The organism is Brevibacterium sp. 239c (assembly GCF_900169365.1).
In the GTDB taxonomy this organism is placed as follows: domain Bacteria; phylum Actinomycetota; class Actinomycetes; order Actinomycetales; family Brevibacteriaceae; genus Brevibacterium.
Map to the genome: position 1 here is coordinate 14,673 of NZ_FXZH01000024.1, position 15,358 is coordinate 30,030.

A 15,358-nucleotide genomic window follows, 5' to 3' on the forward strand; every position below is an offset into this window, starting at 1 on the left:
GACATCGGCATCACCTCAGCCTGCTGCGCTGAAGCAGTGATTCCGAACATTCAAGTAAAGGACCAACACCATGCAACTGAGCAAATCTACGATCTTCATCACCGGCGCCAACCGTGGAATCGGCCGTGCCTTCGTCGACGAACTGCTCGTTCGCGGAGCTGAGAAGATCTATGCTGCCGCTCGCGACATCTCCGCAGTTGTCGACGACCCCCGGATCACACCCATCACTCTCGACATCACGGACAGTGAAGCGGTCGCACGAACGGCCGCTGTCGTCGACGATGTCGACGTGCTGATCAACAATGCGGGGGTCACCACCTTTGCCCCACTTGTGGGCGGGGATCTCACTGACATCCGCAGCGAGATGGAGACCAACTACTTCGGCACACTGGCGATGGTGCGCGCATTCGCACCGGTGCTGGAGGCAAACGGCGGTGGAAGCATTCTCAATGTCTCTTCGGCAGCCGCGTGGTTCGGCATGGAGCACTCCAGCGGATATGCAGCCTCGAAAGCAGCCGTATGGGCCATGACAAACGGGCTTCGCATCGAACTCAGCGGACAGAACACCCAGGTCACAGGGCTCCACATGGCGAGCACCGATACTGAGATGATCACGTCTCTGGATATTCCCAAGAACACTCCGCAAGCCGTTGCCATTGAGGCGCTCGACGGGTTCGAAGCTGGCGAGCTGGAGATCTTGGCCGACAATGACACCCGAGCAGTCAAAGCAGCGCTGTCTGCCGACCCGATCGACGTCTACCCACAGGCAGTCAGGCACAATCAGCCGCAGCCTCTCTGACACGACCCTCGCAGGGCTCCCCGGCGCGTGCACCTCACCGCTTCACGAACCCTTCCACAGCGGATGCACGAATGCTGACCATGCTCACCCCGCCGGACCTTGAAGAGTTCTTTGCACTGTCGGGAGAGCCACTCCCGAATCGCACGGCTGTGCCCGATCCGGCACAGACCGGTGACCGCCTGCAGCGCGGCGCCGCACTGAGCCCTCAATATCACAACGAAAATCTCTGACAGCCACATCACACACGAAGGAGCATCATGTCACCGGACCGATTCACCCCAGAAGACACCGCCATCCTCCTGATCGACCACCAGCTCGGCACCATGAGCTGGGTCGGATCGATCGACCAGAACCTGATGAAGGCCAATGCCCTCGCGTTGGCCAAGTCCGCCAAAGCACTCGAGATGCCGCTGGTGCTGACCTCCTCCCTCGAGGATCACGCACAAGGCCGACTCGCTCCGGAGTTCGAACAGATCGCCCCTGCCGAGTTCGCCGACCGAATCCAGCGGACCGGAGTGGTCGATGCCCTCGAAGACCCCGCCTTCGCCCGGGCCGTTACCGACACTGGCCGACGCAACCTCATCATCGCCGGTGTCACCAACGACGTCTGCACGATCTACCCCACCCTCACCGCACTCAGTCAGGGGTACCGCGTGGAAGTCGTCGCCGACGCCGGAGGGTCGACCACCTCCATCGCCGACGAGACTGCACTCCGCCGGATGCAGGACGCAGGCGCGATGATCACTTCCACCAACACCACCCTCACCGGCCTGGCACGCGCCTGGGACTCCCCCGCCGGTCAGGCGCTCCTCCCGACCATCGCCGAACTCATCCCTCAGTCCTGAGCGGCGTCCCGACGCTGGCCGAACGGACGCCCCTCTTACTGGGAGAACGCCTAGTAGTGGGCCGATCCGAGCAGTCGACCGTTACGTTCATGGTCAAGCACGGGGTCTTCTCTTCGCAGGAGGCCCCGTGCTTGACCATCGTGAATGGCGAGTTCAACTGGCCAACTTCGAGTGGACCCACGCGTTCTTCAATCGCTTGTTGCCCTCTCGCGATGCGGGCTCTTGATGCGCCTATTGTGTGTCAAGCGGCTTCGAGGCATCTTCTGCAAGTGCCTGGAGCGGGCGTTGCCGCGCCGAACGATCCGTATGACCGGTACGGGTTGAACTGTGCACCCATTCGGCGCTCGTGTTCTTGACATCATCAATGCCCCTTGCACGGGCTCATGATCTGGATGGGCTCGGCCCTATAGAGTGAGTCGAAGGCCTCGGCGAGGGAACTGGCACCCGAACTTGCATCAGTCCCAGGACTCCAGTTCTCTATCCAGGTTCTGGAGCTAGTAGGCTTCGTAACCGTGCAATTCCGGTAACGACAGCACTTGCCCAGCGGATAGTGTTCTTCACATGCACGATCGTCTTCCCTCCAGTCCGCGCGATCGTGAACCGTGCATCCGCAATCGCTTCGGCTCCCACTGGCGCATCTCGTGAGCTGGAAACGCCAGCAGCGCAGTCTCGGATTGGATCTCTCCTGCCAAAGCGACGATGGCCAACCAGATCCGGGTCTGATCAAACCCCTTCAGCGGGAAGTTGGCCAGACCCGAGTCTTTTGCGATGTGGATCCGACCTTCACACCTGGCCAGTGGTCGGGGCCGGACTTCCAGGTCAGCCAAGCAACAAGACGATAGACGATCGAAGATCTGTTCAGCCCTGACCTGCTCGACACGTAAAACTCATGGACCCAGCGCATCGACATGTCGTAATGGCCTTGCGGGCACGCCCGGTGTTAGCTGATCTTGAGGGTGATTTTGCCGCGAGTGTGGCTGGTGGCGCTGTCTTGTTGGGCGTCGGCAGCCTGAGGTAACGAGTAGATGTGACCGCGGCGGAGGCGAAGTTGGCCGGTCGTGACTTTGGTTGCGAGTTCGGTGAGACTCTCGGCGTCGTTGACGCTGGGAGTTCTGCTGGAGAACCGGACGCCCTTGCGCGACGCAGCGGAGTCGGCCAGGGTGAGGATACGCTCGGTGCTGCCACGCAGGGCGAGCAAGTCTGGCAGCGCCCCGAATCCGGCGGCATCAAGTACAGCATCGATTCGTGTCGTGATCTCGCGTACTCGGCCTGTGAGTCCGCCGCCATATTTTACAGGTATGGCGCCGAGCCCAGAGAGGTAGTCGGTGTTAGCGTCGTCGGCGGTTCCGATCACGATGGCGCCGGCGGCGATGGCGAGCTGGGTGGCGATGGTGCCGACAGTGCCGCTGGCACCGTGAATGAGCAGTGTTTCGCCGGGGCGGATCTCGAGTTCACGCAGGGCGCGTACTGCCGCCTCGCCGGCGACAGGCAGGGAGGCGGCCTCGTGCCAGGGGAGTGCACGTGGTTTGCTTGCCACTATGTCGGCTAGGGCATAGTCGGCGTAGGCTCCGGTGAGCGACCATCCGAAGATCTGCTCGCCGATCGTGGCCCGGCAACCGGACCCGGTGGCATCGACAACTCCGGCTAGTTCCAACCCCGGTCGCTGTGGCATGGGCTGCTCACCGAGCTGGCCTTCCCTGATCTTCCAGTCGAGTGTGTTCACTCCAGCAGCGTGCACGGCGACCCGCACCTGGCCCGGCCCTGGCTCGGGGAGATCTACCTCCTCGAGTCGGAGCACATCAGGACCGCCAAATGTGGAGTATTCGATGGCACGCATCGTGGTCTTCTCGCTCATCGCTTGGTCTGGCACGCGCTTGAGTCGGGTCCTGGACGCGGCACGAGTGCACTCGTCGAGCCAATGAGCCTGAGACCAGGAATGATCAGTCTTCCCATAATTGTGCCGTCTGTCGAGCGAACTCACGGTAGGAGCGCATGGGCCGACCGAGCAGCGAATGCAGGTCGTGGTCGGCACCGGAAGTCGCTGTCATGCCATCGACCTGGAAGCTGCGCATCATCAGTCGCAGGTCATAAGCCATCCATCCCGGCATGAACGACCGCATCTGGGTTTCGAAGGCGTCCAGATCGTTGCCACCATAGGAGACGGGTCGGGCGATCGTCTCCGCCCAGATGGCGGCGATGGTATCGCCGGTCAGGACTTCGGGAGCCACGACATCCAGAGTCTCGCGCGGCAGTGAATCGGTGCTCTCCTGGCGTCGAAGCAGAGCGCGAGCGGCGACCTCGGCCAGATCGCGCGTGTCGACGGTCAGGACAGCCTTCTTGCCTACCGGTGGGCCGTAGACGCCTTCTGTCAGGATACGGTCCTTCTCCCAAGCGTCGTTTTGCATGTAGTAGCCGGGTCGCAGAATCGTGGTTGGCAGGTCAAGGTCTGCGATAACGCGCTCGGCGGCGGCCTTAGCGGCGAAGTGCGGTGGGGCCGCATAGCTGTCGGCGTGAATGACTGAAAGATAGACCAGGTTCCGAATCCCGGCCCGATGTGCCAGGTCGAGGGCAATCAGAGTGCCGGTGAGCTCGTCCTGCGATACCGCGCTGAGCAGGAACAGGCCGCTCGCCCCGTCCAAGGCGGCCCGAAGGGAATCGATGTCGGTCAGTTCGCCCTTCACCGGCGTGACCCCAGGAGGGAAATCGGCGGTCTCGGGGGAGCGGGTGAGCGCGCGCACCTGCTGCCCGGCCGCCGCCAGGTGCCGTGTCACTTCCGACCCGACGGTACCGGTACTTCCGGTAACCAAGATTGTCATGGGTGTTTCCTCCTTGCTTGATCGTGCTAGGTCGTGCCGGATTGCACGAGTCCATGATTTTTAGGGTAGACCCGAAAAATAGTGTCCGCAATACTTTAGGTTAGGATGAGCGGTATGGAAGGTGACGGATTGCGTGCGCGGAAGAAGGTCCGGACTCGCCGGCACATCGCGAGAACTGCGGCCCGCCTGTTCGGTGAGAGCGGGTACGAGAATGTGGCGATCATCGACGTTGCCGCGGCTGCGGACGTGTCCGAGCAGACCGTCTACAATTACTTCCCGGCCAAGCAGGATCTGGTGCTCGATCGTGACGAGCACGTGCGCGACCGCTTCGTCACCTGTGTCCGGGAGCGAACTGCCGGCACTAGCCCGGCAGATGCCATCCGCGGCGAAGCCCTGGTGCTGACCGAGTCAATTCGGCACATCCCTCACGATCAACTCAACGGCAGTCTGGGGTGCCTGGCCACCATTAGCCCGACCGTGCGGCGCCTGTCGTTGGAGATGACCGACCGACTGGCCGACGCCATCGCCGAAGCCATCTGCGACACCACCCCCGGAACCTGCCGCGGCGTGGCCAAAGTCCACGGCATTGCACTTGCCTGGATATCCCAAACCGTGATCGATGAAGGGGGCAAGCGCATCCGAGACGGACAAAACCCCGACCAGATCGCCGATGCACTACGCCCTCTCGTCGCTGCCATTATCGACGATCTCGACGACCGATTCACCGGAACGAGACCCGGCCAGACCGGATAAACTGCTCTTCGGTGAAAGGGTATAGGTCCCCTGGGCGCGACGTTCGCTGGACGCGACGCTGGCGCACTTCATCGTGCCTTTTGTAAGCTCTTCAAACCTCACGCCCATGATGTTACGAACCAACAGTGAGGTGAAAATAATGACTGAACAGTCCGTTCCATCCGACGAGTCTCAGATCGTAGTTGAAATGTGGGCCGACCTGGGCTGCCCGTGGTGCTAAGTCGGAAAGCGCCGACTCCACACCGCGATCGTGCAGCGACCGGATGCGTCCCTCGGTGCCTCATATACTTTTGCCCGCGAAATGGTGGACCTTCGGAAGCTATGGGGAGTGAATTGTCGATGATGACTCGAACAGAGATCGCCACGAAAAACGCCAAGGAATACCAGCAGGCCTCGAAGAAGAACAAGAGCGCTGGGGACTATATCGAGTCTTGGTGCAACCGATAGCGTCCAAATGCCAGGGCAGACCATCGTGTCCCGGTACAGGCTTGGGCTGACTACCGCGGGACGGGTCAGACCGGCCTGGCGGAGTAAGAGAAATCATCAACGAACTGACTCAAAAACTTGACGAGCGCCGGAGGATGGAGACACGCCCGATGATCGACGAGATAGAGGCGGTCAAGGCGGATGCCGCAAAGGTCGGAGCGGGTCGGCCCCCGCAGGTACCGATGCTATTCTTCACTTCCACCGGTGAGGGCGCCGGCATCGATACGGAGCCGTGGCGAAAATATCAGAAAGATTTTCTCTCCGACGTTCCGAACAGCCGACAGATCCTGCTGGATTCGTGGTATTACGTTCACGACTACAAGTCCGCAAAAATCGCTCGGAAGAGCAGAGGATTCATCGACAGATGGCCCTCGTGAGCTCGGATACCCGGCTATAGCGAATTATCGTGCCATCCAGATTATTGCGGTCCGCTACTGTCACCGGTCAGCGAAAACGGATGAAATCATCCATCAGCTCCTTTGAAGTCTCGAATTTACAGCGCCTTCATAGGGTGCGATGATTTTACCGGATGAAAACATCCGGTTACTCTGTAGAGAGCCGTAACGAGACTTCGGACTCTCCTGAGGCGCGGCAACAGAGGAGGAAGACGCTGTGATGAGCAATGACACCATCAAGTCGATTGCCGACCTAGCCGACATCGCGTTCGCTCCGGATCTTATGCCCGACGTACGAGACTCACGTGTATGGCTCAAAGGACAGAGCTGGTGACCGACGACGTTGAGCCGAAACGCTCCACTTGCCGGAGACCTCATATGCGAAGCGATGCCGTGGCGAACCAGGAGCGGTTGCTGGCAGCAGCCGTCACTGCGATGCTGCGGGAAGGGCGGCAGGTACCGATGGCTTCGATCGCCCGGGACGCAGGTGTTGGCATCGGCACGCTCTATCGTAACTACCCCACCCGAGACGCGCTTCTTGACGCATTGACCGAGCGTTCTTTCGGACTGGTCCTCAATGTAGTGGAATCAGCTGCTCTTGCCGAAGGCCCAGCGATCAGTGCGCTCGAAGAATTCTTCACAAGCTCCATCGCTCATCGCGACCAACTCGTGCTGCCATTGCACGGCGGACCAGTGAATCTGACCGAGAAATCACTACGCATACAGGACCAGATCCACACCGGGATCGATCGCATCCTCGAGCGCGGACACAGAGATCGTACTGTCCGAGCCGACGTCACCGCCGGTGATGTCGTGTTCTTCGGAGCAATGCTTGCGCAAACGTTATCCCCCGACGACGACTGGTTGGACGCGAATCTGTCTCGTCAGGAGCAAATCTTCCTTGCGGGTCTGGCCCCTTCACCACCTGGATTGAAGGCAAGTTGACGCCCGTACTTTTCGACACCGAACACGTCCTGGTTGTGGATGCCACGGATCGCGCCACAAGGGGATCTTCTCAGTCAGTGTCGTACGCGAGCAGTTAGGACACTTTCATCATTCGACTGCTGCACTCTGAAGCAGTTTCAAAGGCCGTTCGGATCCTGCTGGATCGTACGCTGGTTATGCGAAAGTTGGTTTTCTTGCACGTATCACCGAAACTCGGTGCCATCGCTGCCGCCTGTTGCGCCTCTGCTCTGCTGTTGTCAGGTTGTACCAGCGCTTCTGCCGAAGACGAAGACAGAGAAGTCAGAAACAGCGTTGATGTCGGCGGTGTGCCGAATTCGCTGGCCAAACGTCTCAACAGTTACGCCATCCATACGATCGATGGACCGGAGATCGATGCGCACTTCTTCAGCATCTCAGGTGCGTCCTCGTTGTCTGGCGTGATGGAAAAGGACATGCTCACCGCCTTCAAAGATGGCGGTGCATTCCACAAGCACCGTGCATTCGACCCGGTACTGACCGATCCGGACGAGCGCTGGGATGTCATGAACTTCATCGAGGGCCCTGGTGATGATCCGACATTCGACCAACTGTCGGGCGCCGACAGCAGAGCTGTTGCCACGGAGGAACAGGATATCGGGACTCAATCAGCCAGTACCTCTCAGCCGATCACGGTGACGAACTCGGTCATTGCTGCCGGCGGAAACTTCGTTATCAGCCGCCTGATGACTTCAGTCGGCGGCAAGCAGAAACAAAAGGCCTACGTCACCGATGTCGACCAGAACGTAACGAGTCCAGCTGCCGATCTGCTGTCCGAAAATGTCAGGGGCGATGTCGGTACGATGACTGTCAACGACAAGGGGATGCCAGCCATCGATCATGACGTCGTCGGGGAAAGTATGCTGACAGATCTGGGCAAGCGGGTCCGCTCAGCGCTTGGCCGAGCGCTCGAGCTTCCGCCTGATTCCGAGGCCTACTTGCCGGACTACACATGCGAACTCATCCCGTGCACCGCACTGACCTACGATGACGGTCCAGCAGACGAAAAGATGACGAAAGAGCTCGCTGACCATCTCAAGGACGCCGATCTGCGCGCCACCTTCTACCAGATTGGTGGGAACGTCCATCAGCACCATAAAGAGAGCAAGGAACTGCTCGAAATGGGAAACGAGGTAGGTGGCCACAGCTGGAGCCACTCCAAGCTGGATACGCTAGCCGCTCCCAGAATCAAACAGGAGATGAAGAAAACTGACGCTGCGCTGGCCAAAGAGGGGGTGGCCAAGACCACGCAGCTGCGCCCTCCGTATGGGGCAGCGAGTAAAACAGTTGACAGGACCGTGGACAAGCGGATCGTCCAATGGAGTGTCGATACTCAGGACTGGCAGACGCTCAACACAGCCAAGACGATCGAGGCGGGGTCGAAAGCTGGACCAGGGTCGATCATTCTCATGCATTCGATCCATGAAACAACCGTCAAAGCTGCGCCGCAACTGTACAAGAACCTCGAGGCCAAGGGGCTGTACCCGGTACCGGCGGGTTACCTGTTCAAAGGTTTGCCGTTCGAAACCGGGGGCGAGTACTACTGCCGCGGATATGGTGGCCCGCTCTGCTCGAACCCGGAGCACCCGATGGTAGAGAAGGGAAAGTCGATGGCTAAACCGGCCCTCGAGAGGGATTGATGCGCAGACTGTGCCTTCCACCCACGATCAGCGACACCACTCCCAGTTGATACTCCGGTCCCAAGCCCCACCACACCGTTAAGCACCCGAAACAAGAAACGAACAACATTAAGTTCACAGTCGTGGAGTCAGTGCCACGGCATGTACAAAAGTCGAAGAGGAGTCATCATGGCAATCGGCACCAGCACCGCAGCGTCGGTCCGTATCAGGGGCGATATCGATGATCGCCGCATCGATCGATCCGAACTTGTCTCTGCCCGTCGCGCTCTCCGACTGCTGAAGGGCAATCTTGGCTATGATCGGCTCCATGCTCTGGTGAGTGAGCAGATCGCAGAAGGCAATGCCCTGTTTCGCGAGCATGTTATGCGCTCCGCGGGTGAGCAGGTCACTGGAGTGATCACAATTGAGGCAGAGGATCTGACTGCTGCAGATTTCTCGACATGGATGATCGAGGCCTTCGCCCGAAGGGATGTGCTCATCGCCGCTCAGCCGGAGCACTATCTTATGGATATGGCTGAGCCCCAGGGCCCGCATGTCGTCGAAACCTTCGGAAGCTATGTTGTTGGTTTCTACATGGGGGGCTGGGCCGAGAGCGAGATTGATGCTGCGGATGAGTTTGAACGGGTTGATAAACGATATTCGCTGTTGAGGCTTGACGATGATGGAACACCGTTCGGGTCTGTCTCCACGACGTTCGTCGAGGCCCCATATGGCATGGATGCCGAGCTGTCGGTTTCTCTGCCGGCGACGAGTGCCCCTGATGCGATTGAGCAGCATCTCGAGCATTTCTCGGTCGAGTTCCGCAGCTGGATGCTCCAGGCCGCGGCCGAGACTGCGGCACCCTGCGACCGGTCCTCCAACAATGACTGACCGCACAAAGAAGGCGATGCGCCCACCCGTGGTATTCGCGTAGTACTGATCGATCCGGGATCGACGACAACCGCTCTGGCCACCAAGCAACGATAACCACGTCGGAATACCGGAGCCGAGGAACCGAGACATGACTGAGGCAGACGATGACTACTCGAGAGACGACGAACACAGTGGAGAAGGCAACGATTCCGACTATACGGGCGGCACTGTCAGAACTCATTGACTCGGCGCGGATCTTCACGGACGGGACTGGTGCAAGGAAAGATGTCAGTTTGAGTGTCAGACTGCCGATGAATCAGGGGCTGCGGAGGTTATCGTCTTCGCAGTCGAGTCTGTGACGGATGCCCGGACTTCGGACGAAACACAGCGCTCAGGAAGAAGCGCGCAAATACATTGAATGCCATGCGACGTCGGTAGAACGTGAACCCTGTTCCTCGGATCGACGCGCCGTTGCGCAATACGTCTTGCGGGTGGAGGACGAACGTTCTCGTGAGCGGAGCACCTGACCCGTCTGCTCGGCTGATCATGAGGTCGACCTTCGTCAATCCACGATATCGCGCGATCGGTCCGCGCCCATGCTGACGCTTGCTGCCGACTGCGGTCCAGTTCTGCCCGGTGGGATCTATGAACTCAAGGTCGTAGCGCATGAGATGGTCTGCGCCCTCGGGAAACATGCTGAGATGGCCAGTGACCTGGCGAGGGCCGCTGAATCCACTGATCGTGAGGGTGCCCGCGACCGACAGGCGATGCTCGGGATCGTTTCGAAACATATCGAGGCTGGGGATTTCGAGCTGAACGCGGAGCTCACCGGTGCGCGCGGTAACTGATCCGCGCTCGTGCATCGTTTCGGCGAAGACAATCCCGTCACCAGCGGTGTGCTGTCGGCGCCGAAGCATCCAGCGATATGCGTCATCCTCTGGGACAGGGAGGCGGCAGCTGACGCGTGCCCATTCGGGTGCACGCCAAGAGCTGTTCCCGGTCGTTTCGCGGATGATGCCCTCGACAGCTCGCTCTGCACTCGCCAGTATCGTTGCCGACGGATTGACTCCCGTGGATGCCGGAATCACGGAACCATCCATGACGTAGAGGCTCGGATACCCGTGCACCTGTCGATCTGGTCCCACAACGCCCTTCGCCGGATTGCTGCTGGTCGGTACTCCACCGAGTGGATGGACCGTCACCGGAAGCCTGAGCAGAGACCATGTCGCGACTGCGCGCACTGGCACCTGGATGATCCGAGCGACTGCTGGGCCGACTCTTCCCTCAGCACGATACAGCCGCGCTTGCCAGCGGTTGACCCACCGCAAGCGGGCTTTTCCCAGGCGGTCGAGTTCGAGCCGGCCCGATCCGGCATCGTGCCCCATCGAGAGGAATGCGAAGGTCTGCTTGGGATCACGGGGTCGGAATCGACGCCAGACTGCACGCACGCTGTGTAACGGCAGCAGATGGTTGAGCAGTGTTGAGACCGCCTCCGGGACCGCACCGTCCTGGACCTGAAGCCATACCGGGCGTGAACGCTCCCATACATCGAGGACCGTCGTGGTTGTGATCGTCGGGCCTGTCGTCAGGTCCGGCTCGGAGTGTCTGAGATTGCTGAGGGCAAGGTAGTCGCCATTGCCGGAGAACCCGTGGCCGAGTGCCTGAGACAGATTCGGAAGAGTCCCGTCGATGTCGCGTGAGCGCAGCAGGAGTTCCGTTGTCGCGACGGCGCCCGCCGCCAGGAAGAGCCGTGTGGCGGACCGACTGACCAGGGTTTTGTCGGGGCCCGAGCCCTCTGCAGCCCATACAGTCCACTTGGAACCGTCCCATTCGAGATGCCGCACCTCGGAATCGGTCACGGCGGTGGCCCCGTTCTGCTCTGCGACGGCCAGGTAGTTGAAGTCAAGGGAGTTCTTCGCTGATCTGTTGCAGCCGAGGACACATTCACCGGTGAATGTGCATCCCCGCTGGGGTACGCCGTGCTGGTTATGAGTCCAGGCATCAGACGGATCGAACCTGACGGCAAGGTTCGGTCGCGTTGCCGCCGGGCGAATTCCCATTCGTGTTGCCAGGTCTTCCAGGACAAGTGTGCGAGCGGGGACGTTGCCTGTCTTCGGGTCGTCCTGCACCGGGGTCACGTCGAGCATTGTTCCGGCAAGATCAAAGTACGGGTCCAACACCTCACGACGAAGCTCATCCGGCCATCGTCCGTCCAGAGTGCTTGTCGCAGGGCGAGCGAAGACGTTTGCATACACTAAAGACCCGCCGCCCCAGCCCGCTCCCTGCAGAGAGAGCATGGTCTTCAACCAGCGAATGTCGTAGAGCCCGCTGTCTTGACTCCACAGCCAATCCTCACGGATGTTCGATGACCGAGGGAATTGGCCGGGAAGCCATCGTCGTCCGCGTTCGAGAACTGTCACAGAATATCCGGCCTGTGCGAGGCGAGCGGCGGTGACTGCCCCACCGAAGCCGCTGCCGACGACTATGGCATCGGTCTGCTCTTTGGCCTGGGGCTGCGTGGTCATGACTTAGGACTCCGAACCGGCGGAATGCGAGTGCGCGAAGCTGGCGGCAACCACGCCCCCCAGTGCGAATATTGCGGCTCCGATGAATAGCCACGAGAATCCAGAGGTCAGCGCCTCTGGTTGTCCGACGCCCCTGTCGACAAGCGCCGAGGTGCGAGTCGCTGCAACTGTTGACAGCACAGCGAGCCCGAGTGCGCCGCCGATCTGCTGGCTGGTGTTGACGAGACCGCCTGCGAGGCCGGCTTCACCTCCCGGTACACCTTCGACTGCAAGCTGAGTGGTGGTCACGAAGGCTCCGCCCATCCCGACTCCGATGAGAAGCGTGGGGCCGAGGATCTGCGACACGAAGGCGGCGTCCGAGGGCGCGAAGGCGAGCCATGTGAGCCCGGATGCGAGTGTGAGGAGGAAGGCGATCAACGTGCTCCTAGACCCGAAACGGGTGATTGCGGCGGGTGCTGCGCTCGCGATTGCGATGAGCGCCGCAGCCAAGGGCAATTGAGTCAAGCCCGCTGTGAGCGCACTGTATCCGAGGACCGACTGCATGTAGACCGACAGGGCGAAGAAGAGAGCCATCATGGCGGCACCGAGGAGCAGCATCACGATATTGCCAACGGTCAGGCTCCGATTACGGAACACTCTCAGCGGGATCAGGGGCTGTGCAGCGCGCCGTTCGACGATGATGGATCCTAGAATGAGGGCGCCGGTGGCTGCAGCGAGAATCAGCGTCAGCGGATGGCCTGGGCCAACTTGTTCCCAAGCGCTGAGTGCACTGACTGCGGCGATGAGAGCACCGGTGATCGTCGCCGCTCCAGGCAGATCAAGCCGATTCGATTCGACGGCGGTGTCCGCGGTGAGCAAGAACAGGACGGCCACGATGACGACGACCCCGATCGGCACATTGACGAAGAACACCGACGACCAGCCAAAGGACGCAGTGAGGATGCCGCCGAGCAGGACTCCGGCCGCGGAACCGATTCCGGCAACCCCGCCCCAGACGCCCAGAGCGCGGGCACGTTCGCTGGGCAGGGTGAAGAGCTGCGTGAGCAGAGCCAGAGCAGCGGGTGCGAGCAGCGCCGCCGATGCTCCCTGTAGGGCACGCGCGATGATCAGCATTCCGCTCGAGACGGAGAACCCGGCGAGGGCGGATGCAAGCACGAATCCCAGCGTCCCTGTCAGGAAGAGGCGGCGGTGGCCGAATCGGTCCGCGAGGCGCCCGCCGAGGAGGAGGAACCCTCCGAACGGAAGCACATAGGCCGTGATGACCCAAGCCAGCCTTGCGGAGTCCATATGGAGTTCGGACCCGATGACGGGGAGGGCGATGTTGACGATGGATGCGTCGAGCACGACGAGGAACTGTGCCAATGCGAGGAAGCCCAATGTGAGCCAGCGTCGGCGGCTGTGAGCACTCGGCTCCGCCGAAGAAGAAACCTTGGATGCAGACATGATCGTAGTCCTTTCGAGTAGATGCGTGGTTCGTGAGGGGCCGGAGGGCCCCTCACGAACCACAGTCAGTCAGTTCCAGAGACCGAGCATCATGATGATGCCGAGAGTGGTGGCTCCGAAGACGATCCACCAGGCCGTCTTCTCGCCCGTCCACTGTGAACGTGTCTCAGGTGTGTCGGTACGGGTGGGGTCGGTTTGATTGGTCATGGTGTTCTCCTGTTCTGTGGGATATGAGTTACTGCCATGCGGTGAACATCGTGAGTGCGACAAGTGCAAGCGGGATCAAGCTGATCCAGCGCATTGTGATTTCCTTGGTCATGCTTCCTCCTTCCGGAATAGAGTGTTCAGTCACTCACTCTTGTGAGCAAGGGGCACCGACGGTTGTGGCTGTTCGTCGGTCAGTCGGGGTGGCGGATGCCATGGGACAGTGCGGCTGCCCATGGTGCCGGGCTCTCGTCAACACGTGCGGCGACAAGCAGGTGGCACAGCTGGCCGTATGCCACGAAGTGCTGCACTTCGTCATCATTGCCGCGCGATCGTCTCTTGGCGAAGGTTGTGATGCGTTCCAGACCCGAGCGGAGGCCCTTACCTATCTCGGGGATGTCTGCCACTGATTGCGCGTGCACCTGCATCATGAGGAGGCGTCTGTCAGCGATGAGTTCTGCGTAGGCTCCGCCCATCGTGTGCAATATTGCCTGCGGGGTGTTGTCGGGGGAGCTGTCTGCTCCCTGTTCGACGGCTTTGAGGATCTCGTCGAAGCAGGACTCGAGGGCGGCAACGAAGAGACTCTCCTTGCTGGGGAAGAGTTTGAACACATAGGCCGGAGAGATCTTTGCGGCGTGGGCGACTTTGGCGACCGTTGTTCCGTGGAGTCCGCCGTATGAGAATTCTTCCAGGGCGGCGGCGACGACGATTGGCCGCCTCGACTCGGCGGTGGAGAGTGGTGCGCTTCGTGTTGTCATATGAGTGACTGTACACTCACTCTTTGTCGGTCGCAAGTGTGCCACTCAGATTTTCCCTGTGCTCGTGCCTTGTGCGTGTCGCCGAGGTGGTGGCGCGTCCCGCTGTGCCGGGGTGCCGCGATGCTGGGCGCCGGGGCGCCGGGGTGGCGTCGTTCGGGGCGGCTTATGCGGCTTCCGGACTGTGGACGAGCGGCCAGAACAATTCGTCCACGATTGAGTCGATGCGCCGGGGTTCAAGAGGGTTGAGCTCCATGAGCAAATCGTGTCTGATTAGGTCGAAGGGCATGTCGAGCACGGTCTCAGGGATGCGCTGAAGATCGATCTCGCCGCGGATGTGGGCGCGCTCGTAGATGATTCTGCCTCGTGGGCGCTGCTCGGTGCCGATGACCTTCTGTCGAACCTCCGATGGGGAAAGGCCCGAGTCGGCCAGGAGTCCCGAAAAGGCGGCCGCTGCCGCGATGGCAAAGAACCCTGCCAGGGCTTCGCTCACGGATGTCAGTTGGGCACGGAGGTCATCGCGCAGATGTCCGGTATCGGGAATGGTAATGGGGTTGTCGCTTCGGTAGTTCTCGAAGGCGGCGAGCACGAGTTCGTCTTTGTTGGCCCAACGCCTGTAGAGCACGGGTTCACTTGTCGAGGCTCGGGCAGCGACCGATGCCATCGTCAGGCGGGCGTAGCCGGTTTCGACCAGCTCGTTCCATCCGGCGGCGAGGATCGCGGACTCAAGCTGCTTGCCGTATCTGCGGCGCGCGGGTTCGGTGTGGCCGGGGGTCATCAGTTCATATTAGAAAGGATTGCCTTTCTTGGCAAGCGTGTCTATTCTCGATAGACATGAAAAACTTTCTTATGAGTGAAGGATGC

General features: G+C 60.6%; 15 protein-coding genes and 1 pseudogene. 8 read left to right on the forward strand and 8 right to left on the reverse strand.

Annotated features, from left to right (window positions below):
- The first annotated feature begins 70 nt into the window (after positions 1-70).
- The 3 genes from BSP239C_RS17720 to BSP239C_RS17725 all read left to right on the forward strand — a co-directional run bounded on the left by BSP239C_RS17720 (position 71) and on the right by BSP239C_RS17725 (position 1,644).
- Positions 71-799 carry an SDR family oxidoreductase gene (locus tag BSP239C_RS17720; RefSeq protein WP_101574676.1) on the forward strand — a complete coding sequence of 243 codons (729 nt, stop codon included), beginning with the start codon at positions 71-73 and terminating at the stop codon, positions 797-799.
- A gap of 71 nt (positions 800-870) precedes the next feature.
- On the forward strand, positions 871-1,029 hold the full coding sequence (locus BSP239C_RS20810) for a hypothetical protein (protein ID WP_180959086.1): 159 nt from the start codon (positions 871-873) through the stop codon (positions 1,027-1,029).
- Between the two features lie 27 nt (positions 1,030-1,056).
- Positions 1,057-1,644: an isochorismatase family protein gene (locus BSP239C_RS17725; RefSeq protein WP_101574677.1), complete on the forward strand. Its 588-nt coding sequence runs from the start codon at positions 1,057-1,059 to the stop codon at positions 1,642-1,644.
- A 477-nt stretch (positions 1,645-2,121) separates the two neighbouring features.
- On the opposite strand, the pseudogene BSP239C_RS21205 reads toward BSP239C_RS17725, so the two are convergent.
- The 3 genes and pseudogenes from BSP239C_RS21205 to BSP239C_RS17735 all read right to left on the reverse strand — a co-directional run.
- A pseudogene (locus tag BSP239C_RS21205) lies at positions 2,122-2,471 on the reverse strand (IS1380 family transposase); the annotation flags it as partial.
- Between the two features lie 113 nt (positions 2,472-2,584).
- On the reverse strand, positions 2,585-3,499 hold the full coding sequence (locus BSP239C_RS17730) for an NADP-dependent oxidoreductase (RefSeq protein ID WP_219618923.1): 915 nt from the start codon (positions 3,497-3,499) through the stop codon (positions 2,585-2,587).
- Between the two features lie 85 nt (positions 3,500-3,584).
- Positions 3,585-4,460, reverse strand: coding sequence for an SDR family oxidoreductase (locus BSP239C_RS17735; protein WP_101574678.1), 876 nt, complete (start codon positions 4,458-4,460; stop codon positions 3,585-3,587).
- Positions 4,461-4,574: 114 nt separating this feature from the next.
- Between BSP239C_RS17735 and BSP239C_RS17740 the strand changes: the two genes are divergently transcribed.
- The 5 genes from BSP239C_RS17740 (at position 4,575) to BSP239C_RS17760 (ending at position 9,585) form a co-directional block, all read left to right on the forward strand.
- Positions 4,575-5,213, forward strand: a complete 639-nt coding sequence (locus tag BSP239C_RS17740) for a TetR/AcrR family transcriptional regulator (protein WP_101574679.1) — start codon at positions 4,575-4,577, stop codon at positions 5,211-5,213.
- A gap of 596 nt (positions 5,214-5,809) precedes the next feature.
- Positions 5,810-6,076 (forward strand): hypothetical protein, encoded by a 267-nt coding sequence (locus BSP239C_RS17745; protein ID WP_101574680.1) that lies wholly within the window; start codon positions 5,810-5,812, stop codon positions 6,074-6,076.
- A 348-nt stretch (positions 6,077-6,424) separates the two neighbouring features.
- Complete coding sequence (locus BSP239C_RS17750) at positions 6,425-7,039, forward strand: TetR/AcrR family transcriptional regulator (protein WP_219618924.1); 615 nt, start codon at positions 6,425-6,427, stop codon at positions 7,037-7,039.
- Positions 7,040-7,215: 176 nt separating this feature from the next.
- Positions 7,216-8,715 (forward strand): polysaccharide deacetylase family protein, encoded by a 1,500-nt coding sequence (locus BSP239C_RS17755; RefSeq protein WP_101574682.1) that lies wholly within the window; start codon positions 7,216-7,218, stop codon positions 8,713-8,715.
- A gap of 168 nt (positions 8,716-8,883) precedes the next feature.
- Positions 8,884-9,585 (forward strand): hypothetical protein, encoded by a 702-nt coding sequence (locus tag BSP239C_RS17760; protein ID WP_219618925.1) that lies wholly within the window; start codon positions 8,884-8,886, stop codon positions 9,583-9,585.
- A gap of 314 nt (positions 9,586-9,899) precedes the next feature.
- On the opposite strand, the gene BSP239C_RS17765 is transcribed toward BSP239C_RS17760, so the two are convergent.
- From BSP239C_RS17765 to BSP239C_RS17780, 5 genes are all read right to left on the reverse strand, one after another.
- Positions 9,900-12,092: a GMC oxidoreductase gene (locus BSP239C_RS17765; RefSeq protein WP_101574684.1), complete on the reverse strand. Its 2,193-nt coding sequence runs from the start codon at positions 12,090-12,092 to the stop codon at positions 9,900-9,902.
- A gap of 3 nt (positions 12,093-12,095) precedes the next feature.
- The gene (locus tag BSP239C_RS17770) at positions 12,096-13,535 is read right to left on the reverse strand and encodes a DHA2 family efflux MFS transporter permease subunit (RefSeq protein WP_101574685.1); all 1,440 of its coding nucleotides are present in this window, start codon (positions 13,533-13,535) and stop codon (positions 12,096-12,098) included.
- A gap of 69 nt (positions 13,536-13,604) precedes the next feature.
- Positions 13,605-13,742, reverse strand: a complete 138-nt coding sequence (locus BSP239C_RS20815; protein ID WP_180959087.1) for a hypothetical protein — start codon at positions 13,740-13,742, stop codon at positions 13,605-13,607.
- A gap of 191 nt (positions 13,743-13,933) precedes the next feature.
- Positions 13,934-14,497, reverse strand: a complete 564-nt coding sequence (locus BSP239C_RS17775; protein WP_101574686.1) for a TetR/AcrR family transcriptional regulator — start codon at positions 14,495-14,497, stop codon at positions 13,934-13,936.
- A 163-nt stretch (positions 14,498-14,660) separates the two neighbouring features.
- Positions 14,661-15,272 (reverse strand): TetR/AcrR family transcriptional regulator, encoded by a 612-nt coding sequence (locus BSP239C_RS17780; RefSeq protein WP_101574687.1) that lies wholly within the window; start codon positions 15,270-15,272, stop codon positions 14,661-14,663.
- Between the last annotated feature and the right edge of the window lie 86 nt (positions 15,273-15,358).

What these genes read in the sequence shown, in the direction of transcription:
- BSP239C_RS17720 (WP_101574676.1), top strand. Translation starts at nt 71, where the DNA reads ATGCAACTGAGCAAATCTACGATCTTCATCACCGGCGCCAACCGTGGA.
- BSP239C_RS20810 (WP_180959086.1), top strand. Translation starts at nt 871, where the DNA reads ATGCTGACCATGCTCACCCCGCCGGACCTTGAAGAGTTCTTTGCACTG.
- BSP239C_RS17725 (WP_101574677.1), top strand. Translation starts at nt 1,057, where the DNA reads ATGTCACCGGACCGATTCACCCCAGAAGACACCGCCATCCTCCTGATC.
- BSP239C_RS17730 (WP_219618923.1), bottom strand. Translation starts at nt 3,499, where the DNA reads ATGAGCGAGAAGACCACGATGCGTGCCATCGAATACTCCACATTTGGC.
- BSP239C_RS17735 (WP_101574678.1), bottom strand. Translation starts at nt 4,460, where the DNA reads ATGACAATCTTGGTTACCGGAAGTACCGGTACCGTCGGGTCGGAAGTG.
- BSP239C_RS17740 (WP_101574679.1), top strand. Translation starts at nt 4,575, where the DNA reads ATGGAAGGTGACGGATTGCGTGCGCGGAAGAAGGTCCGGACTCGCCGG.
- BSP239C_RS17745 (WP_101574680.1), top strand. Translation starts at nt 5,810, where the DNA reads ATGATCGACGAGATAGAGGCGGTCAAGGCGGATGCCGCAAAGGTCGGA.
- BSP239C_RS17755 (WP_101574682.1), top strand. Translation starts at nt 7,216, where the DNA reads ATGCGAAAGTTGGTTTTCTTGCACGTATCACCGAAACTCGGTGCCATC.
- BSP239C_RS17760 (WP_219618925.1), top strand. Translation starts at nt 8,884, where the DNA reads ATGGCAATCGGCACCAGCACCGCAGCGTCGGTCCGTATCAGGGGCGAT.
- BSP239C_RS17765 (WP_101574684.1), bottom strand. Translation starts at nt 12,092, where the DNA reads ATGACCACGCAGCCCCAGGCCAAAGAGCAGACCGATGCCATAGTCGTC.
- BSP239C_RS17770 (WP_101574685.1), bottom strand. Translation starts at nt 13,535, where the DNA reads ATGTCTGCATCCAAGGTTTCTTCTTCGGCGGAGCCGAGTGCTCACAGC.
- BSP239C_RS20815 (WP_180959087.1), bottom strand. Translation starts at nt 13,742, where the DNA reads ATGACCAATCAAACCGACCCCACCCGTACCGACACACCTGAGACACGT.
- BSP239C_RS17775 (WP_101574686.1), bottom strand. Translation starts at nt 14,497, where the DNA reads ATGACAACACGAAGCGCACCACTCTCCACCGCCGAGTCGAGGCGGCCA.
- BSP239C_RS17780 (WP_101574687.1), bottom strand. Translation starts at nt 15,272, where the DNA reads ATGACCCCCGGCCACACCGAACCCGCGCGCCGCAGATACGGCAAGCAG.